The sequence below is a fragment of the Atopomonas hussainii genome (assembly GCF_900109735.1).
GTDB classification, from domain to species: domain Bacteria; phylum Pseudomonadota; class Gammaproteobacteria; order Pseudomonadales; family Pseudomonadaceae; genus Atopomonas; species Atopomonas hussainii.
The window spans coordinates 101025-116326 of sequence record NZ_FOAS01000015.1 but is presented as its reverse complement, the minus strand read 5'-3'; the positions used below and the strand labels follow the sequence as shown (position 1 = coordinate 116326).

Sequence of the window (15302 nt, the reverse complement as noted above, 5' to 3'; positions counted from 1 at the left end):
CGATACCGACAAAGCCGCGAATAGCCTGACTGTCGTAAACCGCATCTTCTGTGCCTTCGTCCGAAAGACCAAAGCACTGCTGCACAACGTACAAGCGAAGCATGCGTGGCAAACCAATGCTGGGACGCCCACGCTTGCCCGTGTTGTCTGCATAGAAGGGGGCAATCTGAGCTTCAAGCAAGGTCCAAGGCGTGAGCTGCTCAAGATCGCTGAGAAATCGATCGCGGCGTGTCAGCTTTTTCTTGCCGGCATATTCGGCTTCGGAAAAGGTTTTTTGCATGCGGCTGACTCAGGCGATGGGCTTCCCGCGATTGTGCCAGCCAAGAGAGCTGCTGAGGAATAAATCAGCGTTTCCTTATGTTATCTTCTTTGCTTGCGCCTGGGTCGTTGTTCTGGCTTGGGCTGTTACGTTGTAATGCGCCATTATCCCGAGGCCAAAAGCGACATTGCCTGCAACTCTAGGCCATCCCCCTACAAAACAAAACCCCGCCCAAGCAGACTTAAGTGCGGAATACCCGCACGGACCATAACCCACCCCACCAACAAAAACGCCCACCAAGCAGCACTTGGCGGGCGTTTTTTAGAAGCACCGAACGATCAAGCGGCCGGGCGTTGCTGGCGCTGATAGAGGAACTGCAACACCTGCTGCCGGCACTTGTTGTAGGCCGGGTCTTCAGCCAGAGCCAGGCGATCGCGGGGGCGTGCTAGCGGCACGTCGAGGATGTCGCCGATGCTGGCGGCGGGGCCGTTGCTCATCATTACGATGCGGTCGGAGAGCAGCACGGCTTCGTCCACGTCGTGGGTGATCATGATCACCGTGTTGCCGAGGGTGGCGTGAATCTCCATCAGCGAGTCTTGCAGATGGGCGCGGGTGAGGGCGTCGAGGGCGCCGAAGGGTTCGTCCATCAGCAGCACTTTGGGCTGCATGGCTAGGGCGCGGGCGATGCCGACGCGCTGTTTCATGCCGCCGGAGATCTCGTCTGGGCGCTTATCCAGTGCGTGGGTCATGTGCACCAGTTCGAGGTTGTGCAGAATCCATTCGCGGATTTCTGCTTTGCTCTTCTTGCCGCCAAACACTTGCTTCACGGCCAGTTCGACGTTCTGGTAGCAGCTCAGCCACGGCAGCAGCGAGTGGTTCTGGAACACCACGGCGCGCTCGGGGCCGGGTTCGTTGACTTCTTTGCCGTCGAGGATCACCCCGCCGGTGCTGGCTTGATAGAGGCCGGCGATGATGTTCAGCACCGTCGATTTACCGCAGCCGGAGTGGCCAATCAGCGAGACGAACTCGCCTTTGTTGATTTTCAAGTTGACGTTCTGCAGCGCGCAGAACAGGCCTTTGTCGGTGGGGAAGCTGATACCAACGCCGGACAGCTCCAGATGGGATGCAATGCTCATAAGGGTTTCTCCTGCGTGGAATTAACGAAGTACGGCGCTCTTGTCCCAGCTCACGAGGCGCTGGACGGCCAGCATCAGGCGGTCTAGGGCAAAACCGATCAAGCCAATCACCAGCACGGCGACCATGATGCGGCTCAGCGACTGCGAGCTGCCGTTCTGGAATTCATCCCAGATGAACTTACCGAGGCCGGGGTTCTGCGCGAGCATTTCGGCGGCGATCAGTACCATCCAGCCGGTGGCCAGCGACAGGCGCAGGCCGGTGAAGATCATCGGAATGGACGCTGGCAGCACAATGCGGCGCACGTGGGTGAGGGGCTTTAAGCGCAGTACGCGGCTGACGTTTTGTAGGTCTTGCGGAATGCTCGACACGCCGACGATGGTGTTCACCAGCGTGGGCCACAGGCAGCACAGCGCTACGGTGATGGCCGAGGTTAGGAAGGATTTAGACAGCAGCGGGTCGTCGCTGACGTACAAGGCACTGACCAACATAGTCACCAGCGGCAACCAGGCCAGCGGCGATACCGGCTTGAACACTTGAATCAGTGGGTTGGCGGCACTGTACATATGACTCGACAGGCCGCAGACAATGCCCAGCGGAATGGCGATCAACGAGGCCAGGGCGAAGCCGGTCATGGCGGTGTACAGGCTGGTGACGATCTGGCTGAAGAAGGTCGGCTTGCCGGTGTAGGGGCGAATCTTCACCTTGGCGTCGGGATTTTTTTCCAGCTTAGCGGCGTTGCGCTTTTCTTGACGCTCGTAGAAGGCCGCAGCGCGCTCTTGTTCTTTAACGTGCGCAGCCACTAGGCCGTTGAACTGTTCATAGACTTGCACCGGGCCGGGGAACTTGCCCAGGCTGGTGTCGATTTTGCCGGCAATCACGTGCCAGCAAAGCAAGAAAACGAGGATGCCAACAATCGGCAGGATGAGTTGCGGAGCCAGCTTTTTCATGAGGGGCAACACCACCTGGGTTTGTGTCTGACTAATGCGTTTGGCGACGGACAGGTTGCTCATAGCTGTCTCCTGAGTGTCTGAAGAAAAAAGGGAGGCCGGCCAGCGGCCTCCAAAAGGTGTGTTCTTACTGGTCTTTCAGACCGATAGCGAACTGCTTGAGGTAGTCATTGGGCTTGGAACCGTCGTAGGTCACGCCGTCAATGAACTCGTTGGTGGCAGGCTTGAAGCCAGTCTCGCCAGCGGCTGGGAAGTCTTCAGCTTTGGCCAAGCCATCGGCAATCAGCTCGTCAGCCGCTTCGCGGTAGATGTCCGGACGGTAGACTTGCTTGGCGATGTCTTTGTACCAGTCGTCGCTCTTGGCTTCGCTGATCTGGCCCCAGCGACGCATTTGCGTCAGGTACCAGATGGCGTCCGAGTAGAAGGGGTAGGTGGCGTTGTAGCGGAAGAACACGTTGAAGTCTGGTACTTCGCGCTTGTCGCCTTTTTCGTACTCGAAGGTGCCGGTCATGGAGTTGGCGATCACCTCGGCGTCAGCACCGACATAATTGGGCTGGCTGAGGATCTGCACGGCTTCCGGGCGGTTGGCGTTGTTGTTTTCATCCAGCCACATGGCAGCGCGGATCAAGGCTTTCACCATGCGCTTGTGGGTTTCTGGGTGCTTCTCGGCCCAGGCCTTAGATACGCCGAAGACTTTTTCTGGGTTGTTCTTCCAGATCTCGTAGTCGGTGATCACCGGCACGCCGATGCCTTTGAACACGGCTTGCTGGTTCCACGGCTCGCCCACGCAGTAGCCATAGATAGTGCCGGCTTCCATGGTGGCGGGCATTTGCGGCGGCGGGGTTACTGACAGGAAGGCATCGGCATCGATTTGACCGCTGATGTCACCCTTTTGCGGGGCATACAGGCCCGGGTGGATGCCACCGGCGGCTAGCCAGTAACGCAGCTCGTAGTTGTGGGTGGATACCGGGAAGACCATGCCCATGTTGAAGGGCTTGCCTTCGGCTTTGTACTTTTCAATCACCGGCTTTAAGGCATCGGCCTTGATCGGGTGTACCGGCTTGCCGTCGGCTTGCATCGGCACGTGCTTCTTCATTTCTTCCCACACGGCGTTGGAAACGGTGATGCCGTTGCCGTTGAGGTCCATGGAGAAGGCAGTGATGATGTCGGCCTTAGTGCCGAAGCCGATGGTGGCGCCCAGCGGCTGACCGGCGAGCATGTGCGCACCGTCCAGTTCGCCGTCGATCACGCGGTCGAGCAGCACTTTCCAGTTGGCTTGCGCTTCGAGGGTGACGTACAGGCCTTCGTCTTCGAAGTAGCCCTTTTCATAGGCGATAGCCAGCGGGGCCATGTCGGTGAGCTTGATAAAGCCAAGCTTGAGCTCGTCTTTTTCGGGCTCGGCGGCATGGATGGCTTGCGGTAGCAGGCTGAGGCTAAACAAGGCGGCGGCAGACAGGCCCGCTAAGGTGGTTTTTACAAAGCTACGACGGCTAGCGCCAGGCTTAACAGAACGGGTTTTACCCATGGTGGTGCTCCCTATTTTCGAGGTTCGAAACAAATTTGCTGCGTGATTCGTGGGTTGGTGCTGTGCACCAACAACCACAGCGTTCGCTCTGGATTCGGTTCGTCTCGATCACCGCCGTTGGCAACCCGAAGACTGTTGCAAGAGATAATGCAGGGGGCGTGCCAATATTTTAAATTGCTGATTTATATGGCTTTTATTGTGATTTCGGCGCTTTGTCTGGCTGGCCTGCGCTGTGTGCTGTCGCATGCCGTGGCGTGTTTGGGGCGGCATCGCACTTAATTGGTGCGCGTTTTTGCTGCGCCTTGAAATGGGGCAAGCAAGCGGGTGGGGTTAAAAGCAACAGCCCCGCAACTGCAAGCAGGGCGGGGCTGTGGGGGCTGCCACTGCTGTTAATAGTGGCGTGTATTAAGCCGCGTGTATTAAGTGGCTTGTATTGGCAGTGGCGTGGTTATTTGAGCATCTTGTCCATGGCGATGATCTGCTCGGCCACTTGGATCAGCTTTTGTTGCTTGCTCATGGCTTGGCGGCGCATGAGGGTGTAGGCCTCATCTTCGTCGCAATCTTTCATGCGCATCAAAATGCCTTTGGCTTGCTCGATGCGCTTGCGTTCGTCGAGCTGCATTTCGCGGGCGAGCAATTGCTGGCGTAGCGCTTGGTCGCTTTCAAAACGGGCCATGGCGACATCGAGAATCGGCTTCATGCGCGTCGCATTAATGCCCTCAACGATATAAGCGCTGACCCCGGACTGAATAGCCTGACGCATCACGCGCGGGTCTTGTTCATCGGTGAACATGACGATGGGCCGTGGTTGATCGCGGCTGACCAAGCAGACTTGCTCCATCACATCGCGGCTGGGGGAGTCGGTGTCGATCAGCACCACATCCGGGCGCGCTTGCTCCACCCGCAGGGGCAGGTCGAGCGCGGAAACGCTTTCGTCGATCACATCAAAGCCGGCTTCTTCCAGCGCGGCTTTCAGGCGACCGACTTTCTTCGGCGTGTCGTTGATCAGCATGATGCGCAGCATGGTTTAGAGTCCCAAATAAAGCGAACGAAGGGGCGGCAGGCCGGTTTCGGCGGCGTATAGAGCCACGAAGCTAGCGGTGGTGCAAGTCTTGTGAGCATAACGGGTTAGGCGCATGCCGGCTTCATCCCTACGCTGAAAGCTTGTGCATAGGCCTCTGGATCAGTGCCATCCCAGGGCTGGGCATCGCACAGCAGCGAGTGTCGATTAGCGGCGCTGGGCGAGGGAATGCCGAGGCTTTGCGCTACCTCGCGATACAGCGCCAATTGCTGCACTTGATTGACCACCGCAGCGTAGTCGAGGTCGGCTTCTAGCAGGCCCCAGCGGCGGAATTGGCTTAAGAACCAGCTGGCATCCGACAGGTACGGTACGTTTACTTGGCCGCCGGCAAAAAAGCGCATGGCGTGGGCGTCTTGCCAGGCGAAGCCGAGACCATCTTCATAGCGGCCCAAAAAGCGTGCGGCAATGCTGTCGGTCGGCGCGTTGACATAATCGCGGCCGCTGATCAGCGCAGCGGTGTCTTCACGGTTCTGTTGGCTCAGCTCAATAAACTGGCTGGCTTCGAGCACGGCACGCATCAAGGCGCGGGCGGTGTTGGGGTACTGCGCAATAAAGTCGGCGCGGGTGCTGAGCACTTTTTCCGGGTGATCGGGCCAAATTTGCTGGCTAGTGATCAGGGTGAAGCCGGCGCCGGTGCTGATGGCTTGCGCGCCCCACGGCTCGCCGGCGCAGAAACCGTCGATATCGCCACGGGCGAGGTAGTCGACCATTTGCGCCGGGGGAATCACCACCGACTCGATGTCGGTGCGCGGGTCGAGCCCTAGACTGCCTAAATAGAAATTCAGCCACATGGCATGGGTGCCAGTGGGGAAGGTTTGCGCTAAACGCAGCGGCTTATCGCTTTGGCGGATGAACTCGCAGAGGCTTTTGCCATTGTTCACACCAGCTTCGCGCAAGCGCCGCGACAGGGTGATGGCTTGGCCGTTGTGGTTGAGGTTCATCAGCACGGCCATCGGCGTGACCGGGCTGCCGCCAAGGCCTAAGTGCATGGCATAGACCAGGCCGTAGAGGTTTTGCGCGGCGTCCAGTTCGCCGGTGGCGAGTTTGTCACGCAGGGTCGACCACGAAGGTTGGCGCTTTAGCTCAAGGGTTAGCCCCTGGCTTTGGGCAAAACCTTGGGTGGCTGCGACGATCAGCGGCGCGCTGTCGGTAAGGGCCATAAAGCCTAAGTTGAGCAAGGGCTTTTCCGGCGCATCGCTGCCATCAACCCAGGCGTGGCTGGCTTGCACTGCATTGGTGCTTGGTGGTGTGTCTTTGTGCGTCGCCTGAGCGGCATCCAGCTGGTTAGACATGGCAAAACCCTTAACGGAAGTGTGGTTGCCGGCGCTTGGCGCGGGCTTAAATAGAAACTGCAGTGGTTAATGCAAGGGTTATGCCTGAGGTTTTCTGGGGCTAAAAATGCATCAAGGCAGCCCATTGGGCTGCCTTGATGTGGTGCGCGGGAGTTACTTAGTGGCCGCGTTGCTGCAGGGCAGCGATGCGATCTTCCAGCGGCGGGTGGGTGAGGAATAAACCGGCTAAACCGTTTTTTAGTCCGCCATTAATACCAAAGGCGGTCATGCTGTCTGGCATTTCTACCGGAATGCCAGACTCCACCTGCAAGCGGCGCAGCGCGGCGATCATCGCGGTGGTACCGGCCAAGTTAGCGCCAGCTTCATCGGCACGATACTCACGCAGGCGTGAGAACCACATAACGATGATCGAAGCGAGGAAGCCCAAGACCAACTCAGCAACAATATAAGAAACGTAGTAGGCAGGTCCCATGCCTTGCTCGGTTTTAAAGAACACTTTGTCAACGTAATTGCCGAAGATACGTGCAAAGAACATCACGAAGGTGTTCACCACGCCCTGAATCAAACTCAGGGTGACCATGTCACCGTTGGCCACGTGGCCGATTTCGTGGGCCATAACGGCGCGCACTTCATCGGGTGAGAAGCGCTCCAGCATGCCTTGGCTGACGGCCACTAAGGCGTCGTTCTTGTTCCAGCCAGTGGCGAAAGCGTTGGCTGCCTGCGAGGGGAAAATACCCACTTCAGGCATCTTGATGCCGGCTTCTTGGGCCAGGCCAGCCACGGTATCCAGCAGCCACTGTTCGCTGCGGGTTTGCGCGCGGTCGATAATCACCGTGCCAGTGGTGCGTTTGGCTAACCACTTGGAAATAAACAAGGAAAAGAAGGAGCCACCAAAGCCAATGACAGCACACCAAACCAACAGGGCTGATAAGTTGAAATCAACGCCATTAGCGGCCATTCGGCCATCAAAGCCAAGCATGTTTAAGACAAGACCAGCAACAAGCAGAATGGCTATGTTAGTGGCGAGGAACAACACAATGCGCATCATGGCGCCAATCCTCCTTGGGATTTTTTCTCAGGTAAGACGTATCTTGCGGCGCCGGAAGGTTTTTTCCAGCGCCAAGCTGTGAGCAAATGTTTCAGCCTAAGGCCAGTGCTTGGCCGCTGGGTGTTTCGAACAACAAACGCGCTAAGCGACTGATTTTTTCGCTGTGGCCTTGTTGCACGGCTTCATTGAGTTGATGGGCGAGGGTGCCTTTAATGCGCCGCACGCTGGGTGGTAGGTCTTGGTTGTCGATGGCGTGCGGCACTTGGCGTGACAGGCGCAGAAAGCCTTTTTCGGTGAGCACCACTTGGTCGAGCGCTTCATAGCGAATGCTCGAGGCATAGCGCAGATAGCCTTCCTCGCCGAGCCAGATCAGTGCGCCGAGGCAATTTAGGTGGCGCTTGCTGGGCAGGCCAAATTCATCGGGTTCTTCGCGGCCAATCAGATCTTCGACGTACACCGCCATCTTGCGCGGAAACGTGCCATACAGCTGCAGCAAGGCAGCGGCGCAGTCGCGGTAGAAGTCGTCGATGTTTAAATCCATTACTTAACCTAGCTTGGCAAGAAGAGAGGTCGGCAACCATGGGCCGAGGCGGCCAATCAGAGCCCACGGCCAACTGGGCACGTAGGCGCTGCGGCGCTTGGCAAGAATATGCTGCGCGATCAGTTTGGCGCCGTGCTCGACATCAATTAAAAACGGTCGGCTGGCGGCATCTTGATTGAGCGGGGTGTCGATAAAGCCCGGCAGCAGGGTGGTGGTGCGAATCACTGTGCGCGAAAGCTCGGCATCGAGGCTGCGCATGTAGCTGACCAGCCCGGCCTTGCTGGCTGAATAGGCGCAGGTGGCGGGTAAATCCAGCTTGCCGGCAACCGATGCGACCGCCACTAAGTGGCCATGGTTTTGCCCGCGAAACACCGCCGTGGCGGCATCTAAACAGGCGATGGCGCCGAGCAGGTTGGTTTCAATAGTGCGCTGGGCTTTGTCAAAATGCCCGCGCCCGGCGCGACCCGACAAGGCAATGCCGGCGTTGGCGATCACGCCGTCCAAGCCGCCGAGTGCCGATTGCGCGTCGCTGATGGCTTGCGCGCAGGCGTGGTAATCACAGACATCCAGCGCATAGGGCACAAACTGCTGGGCGGGGTAATGGTCACGCAGGGTGGCCGCCAGTTGCTCCAAGCTGTCTTTGCGCCGCGCGGCCAGCACAAGGCTAAAACCAGCTGCGGCGAGTTCACTGGCCAGCGCTTGGCCAATGCCAGAGCTGGCGCCGGTGAGCAAATAACGCGGATGCGACATGGCGGCCCTCCTTGGGCGTTATTCTTGACGGTAGCCCTGCACAAAGTTGCCGATGCGGCCGATGGCGGCTTCGAGGTCATCCACGCGCGGCAGGGTGACCACGCGGAAGTGATCAGTCCACGGCCAGTTAAACGCGGTGCCTTGCACGATCAGCAATTTCTCGGACAACAGCAGGTCGAGGGCGAACTTCTCGTCGTTATGAATCGGGCAGACTTTGGGGTCGATCTTCGGGAAGGCATACAGCGCGCCCATGGGCTTCACGCAGCTGATTCCGGGGATGCTGTTGAGTAGCTCATAGGCGCGGTTGCGCTGTTCGAGCAGACGGCCGCCGGGCAGTACTAAGTCGTTAATGCTTTGGTAGCCGCCGAGCGCGGTTTGAATGGCGTGCTGGCTCGGCACGTTGGCGCACAGGCGCATCGAGGCGAGCATTTCCAGCCCTTCGATATAGCTGATGGCGCGGTGTTTGGGGCCAGAGATAATCATCCAACCGGAGCGGAAGCCCGCCACACGGTAGCTTTTCGATAGGCCGTTAAAGGTTAAGCACAGGACATCCGGCGCCAGTGAAGCGGTGGAGATGTGCACGGCGTCGTCGTAGAGAATCTTGTCGTAGATCTCGTCCGATAACAGGATCAGGTTGTGCTGGCGGGCGATCTCTACCAGCCCTTCAAGCACTTCTTGCGGGTACACAGCGCCGGTCGGGTTGTTCGGGTTAATCAGCACCAGCGCCTTGGTGTTGCTGGTGATCTTGCTGCGAATGTCGTTGAGGTCGGGGTACCAGTTGGCTTGCTCGTCGCACAGGTAGTGCACCGGCTTACCGCCAGACAGGCTCACGGCGGCCGTCCACAGCGGGTAATCCGGCGCAGGAATCAGCACTTCGTCGCCGTTATTCAGCAGCGCCTGCATGGCCATGACGATCAGCTCAGACACGCCATTGCCCAGATAAATGTCTTCGATGCCAACGCCGTCGATGCCTTTTTGCTGGCAGTACTGCATGACCGCTTTACGGGCACTGAACAGGCCTTTGGAGTCGCAGTAACCTTGTGCGGTGGGCAGGTTGCGGATCACGTCTTGCAGGATTTCTTCCGGCGCTTCAAAGCCGAACGGTGCCGGGTTGCCGATATTCAGCTTGAGGATGCGATGGCCTTCCTCTTCCAAGCGCTTGGCGTGCTTGAGTACCGGGCCACGAATGTCGTAACAGACGTTGGCGAGCTTATTCGACTTGCTGACCTGCATGATGCTTTCCTGGGCGATGCGCTAAGCGCAGCTTGGCAGTGCCGACAGCAGCTGCCAGACTGCAATGAACCCCGCATGATACGTGCGGGTTAAAGCAGGGAAAAGGGACAGATCGCGGTTTTTCCACGCACGAGGTGTTGTGTTTTATGGTCGATAAACTGAACAAGCCTAACGAGGCATGGCAGGCTGAGCTGGACGAGCAACGCTTTGCCGTGTGCCGCTTAAAAGCCACCGAGCATCCGTTCACCGGCGAGTATTGCCACACCAAAACGCCCGGCGAATATCACTGCTATTGCTGCGATCACCCGTTGTTTGACTCAGAAGCTAAGTTTGACTCGGGCTGCGGCTGGCCGAGCTTCTTCGCACCGATCAATGAGCAAGCGCTGACCACCGCGGAAGACTTCTCGCACGGCATGCACCGCGTTGAAGTGCTGTGCGCGCGCTGCGATGCGCATTTGGGTCATGTCTTCCCGGACGGCCCCGAGCCAACAGGCCTGCGCTACTGCATTAACTCGGTGTGTCTTAAGCTGATTCCGCGCGAATAACGCACGATTAGCGGCGCTGATGCGGCGTGCTTCGCGCTAAAAAGAATTGCGCACAATCTAATTGCTCGCTATGGTTGTGCTCGTTTTTTGATCATTCCTCTTTGGAGCGTGCCATGTCGCAGTTATTGGATATCCCCTGTACCACCATCAAAGGCGAAGAAAAGCGCCTGAAAGATTTTTCCGCCAAGGCCTACTTGGTGGTTAACACCGCCAGCAAGTGCGGCTTTACCCCGCAGTACAAAGGCCTAGAAAACCTCTGGCAAAAGTACAAAGACCAAGGCTTGGTGGTGCTGGGCTTTCCGTGCAATCAGTTCGGTAAGCAAGAGCCGGGCAACGAAGGGCAGATCAGCGAGTTCTGTGAGCTGAACTTTGGCGTGAGTTTCCCGCTGTTTAAAAAGGTCGACGTTAACGGCCCTGAAGCGCACCCGCTGTATGTGGCGCTGAAGAAGCAAGCGCCGGGCTTGCTGGGCAGTCAAGGCGTGAAGTGGAACTTCACTAAGTTCTTGGTCAGCGCTGACGGTGCTGAAGTGCAGCGCTTTGCCCCGGTGGCCAAGCCCGAAGACTTAGAAGGTGAAATTCAGGCGCTGCTCAAGTGAGTAGCCCTTGTGACCTTGAAGCGCAGCTGAAGCTGGATAACCAGCTGTGCTTCATGCTGTATGCCTGCTCGCGAGCGGTGACCCGCGCCTATCGGCCTAAGTTAGATGCCTTGGGGCTGACCTACCCGCAGTACCTGGTGTTGTTGGTGCTCTGGGAGTGGCAGCAGACACCGCCGGCGCAAGCGACGGTTAAGGCATTGGGCGAACGTTTGTTGCTCGATTCCGGCACCCTGACGCCGCTACTTAAGCGGCTAGAAAGTCTCGGTTTGGTTGAGCGTCGCCGCGCACAGCATGATGAGCGTGAGCGTGTGCTGGTGCTTACCGAGGCCGGTGTGGCGCTAAAAAGCCAAGCCGCAGAGGTCCCGCAAACCTTGCTGTGTGAAAGCGGCGCATCGCTTGAGGAACTGGCCCAGTTGCGTGATCAGCTGGCGGTGTTGCTCAAGCGCTTTGCTTAGGGCGCCGCTTGTATCAGCAAAAAGGCCACAGCAGGGGAGAGAGTGCCTGCTGTGGCAAGCCCCAGGGTACAGTGCCCGTCAAAGCTACTGCGCTAGGCTAGACGGCGTTAAAAACAGGCTCAAAATGCTCACTTACCCTCAATAAGCTGCGCTTTTTCGCCGGTTTTTGCCTTGCCTAGCCGTCGCTCGTGACGCTTTCACAGGCACTTTCAGCGGCTGTTAACCCTCGACGATCAACACATAATCCGGCGTCGGGTTCAGCGGGCAGGAGTAGCGGTATTCTCCGGGTTTAAGACTGATGGCGTAGTCCTTGGTGACGCCTTCGGTCAGGCCGCCGCCAGAAACGCTCGGCAAGGTCACCCGGCCTAGGCCACTGCCGCGCAGCCAAAAGCCCAGCTCGTAAGGCACGTTGGCGTTGGTCACCCGAAACACATAATCACCGGCTTTCAGGCGCAACACTTGGCTGGCGGCTAAACGCGCGGCGCCGCTTTGGCTATTAATGGTTTGGCAGTCGTCAGCCGTTAGCGGGCGGTAGTGCTGATCTTGCCCTTCGGGTTCGACAAATTGGCAGCCGGTTTGGCTGAGCTGAATAACTGTAGGCTCGGTGGCCTGTGCAGTGAGGTTAAACAGGCCGGCGAGTAAGGCGATGCTTACGCTGGGTAACAGTGAGCGGCGCATGGGAAGGTCTCCTTGGATGGTGCCCTTTAGAGACCAAAACGCTTTGGCTGTTACAAACCACTGGCTTCTGTGCGCGCTTGTAGCCAGTAGTGGATCATGTTTTTCAGATCATCCCGCTGAAAGGGTTTGGCCAAGTAGTCATTCATGCCGGCGTCGCGGCACTTTTGCCGGTCTTCGGCCAGTGCATTGGCGGTGAGGGCGATCACCGGTAAGTCGTTCCAGCGGCCATCGGCGCGTAGACGCCGTGTGGCGGTATAGCCATCCAGCACCGGCATATTGCAATCCATAAGCACCAGATCGAAGCTTTCTTCCGGCAGGCGCTCGAGGGCTTGTTGGCCATCTTGCGCCAGTGTGACGCTACAGCCCAAGCTGGCCAGCATGCCCTTGGCAACCATCTGGTTGACGGGGTTGTCTTCCACCAACAGCACGTGGGCGCCGAGTTTATTGCTTGGCACGCTGGCAGTGCGTGGCGTGGCATCTTGCTGGCCGAGCAGCTGTGCCAAGCTGCTGTGCAGTCGCTGGCGTGACACAGGTTGGGTCATCTGCTGGAAAGGCTGCAAGCGCGTGGCTTGCTCGTTGCTGACAAACGCGTGATAGGGGCTGATATACAGCAGCGGCGCCTCCGGGAAGCGCATGCGCAGGCTGTTCAGTTGCGTGCTTTGATTGCAGATCACCACATCGCAGCGGCTGGCATCGCTATTGACCAGCGATAAGCCCCAGTGCAGCAAGTAGTCGCGCAGTACGCGGCTGGTGCGCACGCTGTCGTTAAGGGCTAACACGGCTTGGCCGTGCAGTTCGCTGGGTAGTTCGGCGCCGCTAATTTTTGCCAGTGGCAGGCGAATACGGAAGGTGCTGCCTTGGTCGGGCTGCGACTCAATACTCATCTCGCCCTGCATGGCTTGGCAGAGCCGGCGGGTGAGGGCTAGACCAAGGCCGGTGCCGCCAAACTCACGGGTAATGCCTTGGTTGGCTTGGGTAAAGGGCTGGAAAATCCTTTCCAGCGCTTGCTTGTCCATGCCGATGCCGGTGTCGCTGACGCTGAGCTCCAAGGCATCGTCTTGCCAGTCCAGTTGTAAATCGACATAGCCCGCACGGGTGAATTTCAGCGCATTGCTGAGCAAGTTGCTGATGATTTGCCGTACCCGGGTTGGGTCGCCTTTAAGCTGCTGCGGCACGTTAGGGTGAATGGCAACGCACAGCTCCACCTGCTGCGCGGCATTTTGTGCCAGCAGCTGGGCGGTGTCTTCCAGCAGTTGTGCGGGGTTGAAGGGGATGGCCTCCAGCTCGAGGCGTCCGGCTTCGTATTTCGACAGGTCGAGAATGTCATTGAGCAGCTCAAGCAAGACCTTGCCTGAGTTTTGCGCAATGCCCAGCTGTTGGCGTTGTTCGCTAGGAATAGGGCCGTCGAGCGCTAGGGTCAGTAAGCCGAGCATGCCGTTTAACGGGGTGCGAATTTCGTGGCTCATGTTGGCCAAGAACTCGCTACGCGCCTGCGCCATGTTCACGGCTTTTTGCCGCGCTTGTTCGAGTTCTTCATTGGAGCTGCTGAGCTGCAAGTTGGCAGCTTTCAGTTCGGTGGTGCGCGCGGCGACGATGTTTTCCAGCTCGTTTAAGTATTGGCGCAATCGTTCTTCAGCATCGCGGCGCTGGCTGACTTCGACCTCGATGCTGCGCAGGTGCTCGTTGGTGACACTGATCAGCGCGCCGATTTCATCGCGCTCATGGCCGCGCGGGCAGCGGATAGGCTCACGGTTAAGGGTATTGCCCTCGCGCCGGCTCATGCTCTGAATCACGCTGACCAACGGCTTAGTTAGCATCACGTAGAACAGCACTAGCAAAATTAACGACAGCGCCAAGCTGCGAATAAAACCGGTGAGCAAGGTAATGCCGGAGCGCTGCAAGAAGTCGTTACCGAAGGCAAAGGTATCGACCACTACGCGCAAGCGGCCCAAGGCCTCGTCGGGTAAATGTTCCACCGACAGGTACTTCTCAAAGACCCGTGCTTGGCCGTACAGCGCATCGCTTAAGCGCCGCCATTGGCTTTCTGCCATAGGCCGGCTGGCCTGCCCCAGTGCGGTGCCGTTGTTGTCGATGATTTCTGCGTGAATGATGCCCGGTGAACGCAATAGGCCACGGACTAACTCTTGGGCGAGTTCGGCATCGATGTTGTAGGCCACGCGGGCTGCCGGCTGGTAACTGGTTTCCAGCAGGGCGTTGATCTTTTTATTGATCGCCGCGTCTTCGCTGCTGTAATCCAGCACCACTTGCAACAGGCTGAGTACCGTGCCCAACAGAAAACCGACCAGCACGGTGATGCTGGCCTGTTTGAAGGAAAGGCGGTCGGTAAGCTTGATTTGCATCCGTTAACGGCGTCCTTTGGAGTACGGCATGCGAGTCTTGGCGCACAGCGGGCTAACTCACTTGAAGTCTAGGAGATGGCGCGCACTTGAGCGGGCAAAATATGTTTTTTTGCCCTGCTGCGCAGCCTGCGCTAGCCGGCAAGAATAATGGCCAAGGCTCTAGAATGGTAGTTTTAGCGTTTTTTCTGCAAGCGATAGCACGCTGGCAGGTACAATGCGGCCGCTGGTTAAGCGCGCCTGCTGAGGCGTTTGTGCTGCGTTTTGGGTAAGCCAAGCGCGTCGAAAGGTGCTGAGCGCAAGCTTGGCTACTTTGCGCGGCAGCGCACAGCTTGATCAACAGGCCTTGGCGCAGCGTTTTTGCGCATGATAGAAGGCGCACACTGAATTGCGGTTTTGGCCGCCTGCATGGAGCAGCTTTTGCACAGCGAATCGATTGTTTACGGCAGCATCCGCGACTGGCCCGAAGGGGGCTGTGAGGCGCGCTTGTTGCGGCAGCAGCACAATGCGCGAGTACTGCAAGAGCTCGACGGCGAGGCCGGTTGGCCGTTTTTCAGTCGCGGCATGTTTGGTGTTGGCCAAGTGGCCGGCGATGGTTTGTACCAAACCCAAGTGATCAGTTTTGGCGCCAGTTACCAAGCGGTGGAGTACGAATGGTCGCTGTGGGTCGAGAAGTTTGAAGCTTTGCTGCGCCGCTTGTATTGGGCCAATGCGATTGTGCATTTAGAGACTGAGCTGAATGGCAGGCACACGTTTCGTTGGGAGTCCGACGAAGGTTTCCACACCCCCGAAGACAGCCAGCTAAGTTTGCGCTGTGAATGGGAGCATGAAGGCGCGATGCGCTTTCGTTAAGGCGGA

General features: G+C 58.0%; 16 protein-coding genes. 4 read left to right on the top strand and 12 right to left on the bottom strand.

Features of this window, described 5'->3' with window-relative positions:
* The 10 genes from BMX80_RS14930 to BMX80_RS14885 form a co-directional block, all read right to left on the bottom strand.
* On the bottom strand, positions 1–280 hold a 280-nt coding region (locus BMX80_RS14930; protein ID WP_139214163.1), incomplete at its 3' end, for a transposase.
* Positions 281–597: 317 nt separating this feature from the next.
* Positions 598–1389 carry an ABC transporter ATP-binding protein gene (locus tag BMX80_RS14925; RefSeq protein WP_235821656.1) on the bottom strand — a complete coding sequence of 264 codons (792 nt, stop codon included), beginning with the start codon at positions 1387–1389 and terminating at the stop codon, positions 598–600.
* Positions 1390–1416: 27 nt separating this feature from the next.
* The gene (locus BMX80_RS14920; protein ID WP_074869994.1) at positions 1417–2406 is read right to left on the bottom strand and encodes an ABC transporter permease; all 990 of its coding nucleotides are present in this window, start codon (positions 2404–2406) and stop codon (positions 1417–1419) included.
* A gap of 64 nt (positions 2407–2470) precedes the next feature.
* Positions 2471–3868, bottom strand: a complete 1398-nt coding sequence (locus BMX80_RS14915; RefSeq protein ID WP_074869991.1) for a CmpA/NrtA family ABC transporter substrate-binding protein — start codon at positions 3866–3868, stop codon at positions 2471–2473.
* A 448-nt stretch (positions 3869–4316) separates the two neighbouring features.
* Positions 4317–4892 carry an ANTAR domain-containing response regulator gene (locus tag BMX80_RS14910; RefSeq protein WP_071870527.1) on the bottom strand — a complete coding sequence of 192 codons (576 nt, stop codon included), beginning with the start codon at positions 4890–4892 and terminating at the stop codon, positions 4317–4319.
* Positions 4893–4996: 104 nt separating this feature from the next.
* Positions 4997–6241 (bottom strand): CmpA/NrtA family ABC transporter substrate-binding protein, encoded by a 1245-nt coding sequence (locus tag BMX80_RS14905; RefSeq protein WP_074869990.1) that lies wholly within the window; start codon positions 6239–6241, stop codon positions 4997–4999.
* Positions 6242–6398: 157 nt separating this feature from the next.
* On the bottom strand, positions 6399–7289 hold the full coding sequence (gene htpX / locus BMX80_RS14900; protein ID WP_074869988.1) for a protease HtpX: 891 nt from the start codon (positions 7287–7289) through the stop codon (positions 6399–6401).
* Positions 7290–7380: 91 nt separating this feature from the next.
* Positions 7381–7830: a hypothetical protein gene (locus BMX80_RS14895; protein ID WP_071870524.1), complete on the bottom strand. Its 450-nt coding sequence runs from the start codon at positions 7828–7830 to the stop codon at positions 7381–7383.
* Positions 7831–7833: 3 nt separating this feature from the next.
* The gene (locus BMX80_RS14890; protein WP_074869985.1) at positions 7834–8580 is read right to left on the bottom strand and encodes an SDR family NAD(P)-dependent oxidoreductase; all 747 of its coding nucleotides are present in this window, start codon (positions 8578–8580) and stop codon (positions 7834–7836) included.
* 18 nt (positions 8581–8598) lie between these two features.
* Complete coding sequence (locus tag BMX80_RS14885; RefSeq protein ID WP_074869982.1) at positions 8599–9813, bottom strand: pyridoxal phosphate-dependent aminotransferase; 1215 nt, start codon at positions 9811–9813, stop codon at positions 8599–8601.
* A gap of 146 nt (positions 9814–9959) precedes the next feature.
* Between BMX80_RS14885 and msrB the strand changes: the two genes are divergently transcribed.
* From msrB to BMX80_RS14870, 3 genes are all read left to right on the top strand, one after another.
* Positions 9960–10358 carry a peptide-methionine (R)-S-oxide reductase MsrB gene (gene msrB, locus BMX80_RS14880; protein WP_071870521.1) on the top strand — a complete coding sequence of 133 codons (399 nt, stop codon included), beginning with the start codon at positions 9960–9962 and terminating at the stop codon, positions 10356–10358.
* Between the two features lie 113 nt (positions 10359–10471).
* Positions 10472–10954, top strand: coding sequence for a glutathione peroxidase (locus BMX80_RS14875; protein ID WP_071870520.1), 483 nt, complete (start codon positions 10472–10474; stop codon positions 10952–10954).
* A gap of 53 nt (positions 10955–11007) precedes the next feature.
* Complete coding sequence (locus BMX80_RS14870) at positions 11008–11409, top strand: MarR family winged helix-turn-helix transcriptional regulator (RefSeq protein ID WP_074870016.1); 402 nt, start codon at positions 11008–11010, stop codon at positions 11407–11409.
* A gap of 219 nt (positions 11410–11628) precedes the next feature.
* On the opposite strand, the gene BMX80_RS14865 is transcribed toward BMX80_RS14870, so the two are convergent.
* On the bottom strand, positions 11629–12087 hold the full coding sequence (locus BMX80_RS14865) for a hypothetical protein (protein WP_074869979.1): 459 nt from the start codon (positions 12085–12087) through the stop codon (positions 11629–11631).
* 50 nt (positions 12088–12137) lie between these two features.
* On the bottom strand, positions 12138–14447 hold the full coding sequence (locus tag BMX80_RS14860) for an ATP-binding protein (protein WP_071870518.1): 2310 nt from the start codon (positions 14445–14447) through the stop codon (positions 12138–12140).
* A 417-nt stretch (positions 14448–14864) separates the two neighbouring features.
* Between BMX80_RS14860 and BMX80_RS14855 the strand changes: the two genes are divergently transcribed.
* Positions 14865–15296: a hypothetical protein gene (locus tag BMX80_RS14855; protein ID WP_074870013.1), complete on the top strand. Its 432-nt coding sequence runs from the start codon at positions 14865–14867 to the stop codon at positions 15294–15296.
* Positions 15297–15302: the final 6 nt, after the last annotated feature.

Coding starts and splice junctions, on each gene's coding strand:
- BMX80_RS14910 (WP_071870527.1), bottom strand. CDS start 4,892: ATGCTGCGCATCATGCTGATCAACGACACGCCGAAGAAAGTCGGTCGC.
- BMX80_RS14865 (WP_074869979.1), bottom strand. CDS start 12,087: ATGCGCCGCTCACTGTTACCCAGCGTAAGCATCGCCTTACTCGCCGGC.
- BMX80_RS14875 (WP_071870520.1), top strand. CDS start 10,472: ATGTCGCAGTTATTGGATATCCCCTGTACCACCATCAAAGGCGAAGAA.
- BMX80_RS14860 (WP_071870518.1), bottom strand. CDS start 14,447: ATGCAAATCAAGCTTACCGACCGCCTTTCCTTCAAACAGGCCAGCATC.
- BMX80_RS14870 (WP_074870016.1), top strand. CDS start 11,008: ATGCTGTATGCCTGCTCGCGAGCGGTGACCCGCGCCTATCGGCCTAAG.
- BMX80_RS14895 (WP_071870524.1), bottom strand. CDS start 7,830: ATGGATTTAAACATCGACGACTTCTACCGCGACTGCGCCGCTGCCTTG.
- BMX80_RS14905 (WP_074869990.1), bottom strand. CDS start 6,241: ATGTCTAACCAGCTGGATGCCGCTCAGGCGACGCACAAAGACACACCA.
- htpX (WP_074869988.1), bottom strand. CDS start 7,289: ATGATGCGCATTGTGTTGTTCCTCGCCACTAACATAGCCATTCTGCTT.
- BMX80_RS14890 (WP_074869985.1), bottom strand. CDS start 8,580: ATGTCGCATCCGCGTTATTTGCTCACCGGCGCCAGCTCTGGCATTGGC.
- msrB (WP_071870521.1), top strand. CDS start 9,960: ATGGTCGATAAACTGAACAAGCCTAACGAGGCATGGCAGGCTGAGCTG.
- BMX80_RS14915 (WP_074869991.1), bottom strand. CDS start 3,868: ATGGGTAAAACCCGTTCTGTTAAGCCTGGCGCTAGCCGTCGTAGCTTT.
- BMX80_RS14920 (WP_074869994.1), bottom strand. CDS start 2,406: ATGAGCAACCTGTCCGTCGCCAAACGCATTAGTCAGACACAAACCCAG.
- BMX80_RS14885 (WP_074869982.1), bottom strand. CDS start 9,813: ATGCAGGTCAGCAAGTCGAATAAGCTCGCCAACGTCTGTTACGACATT.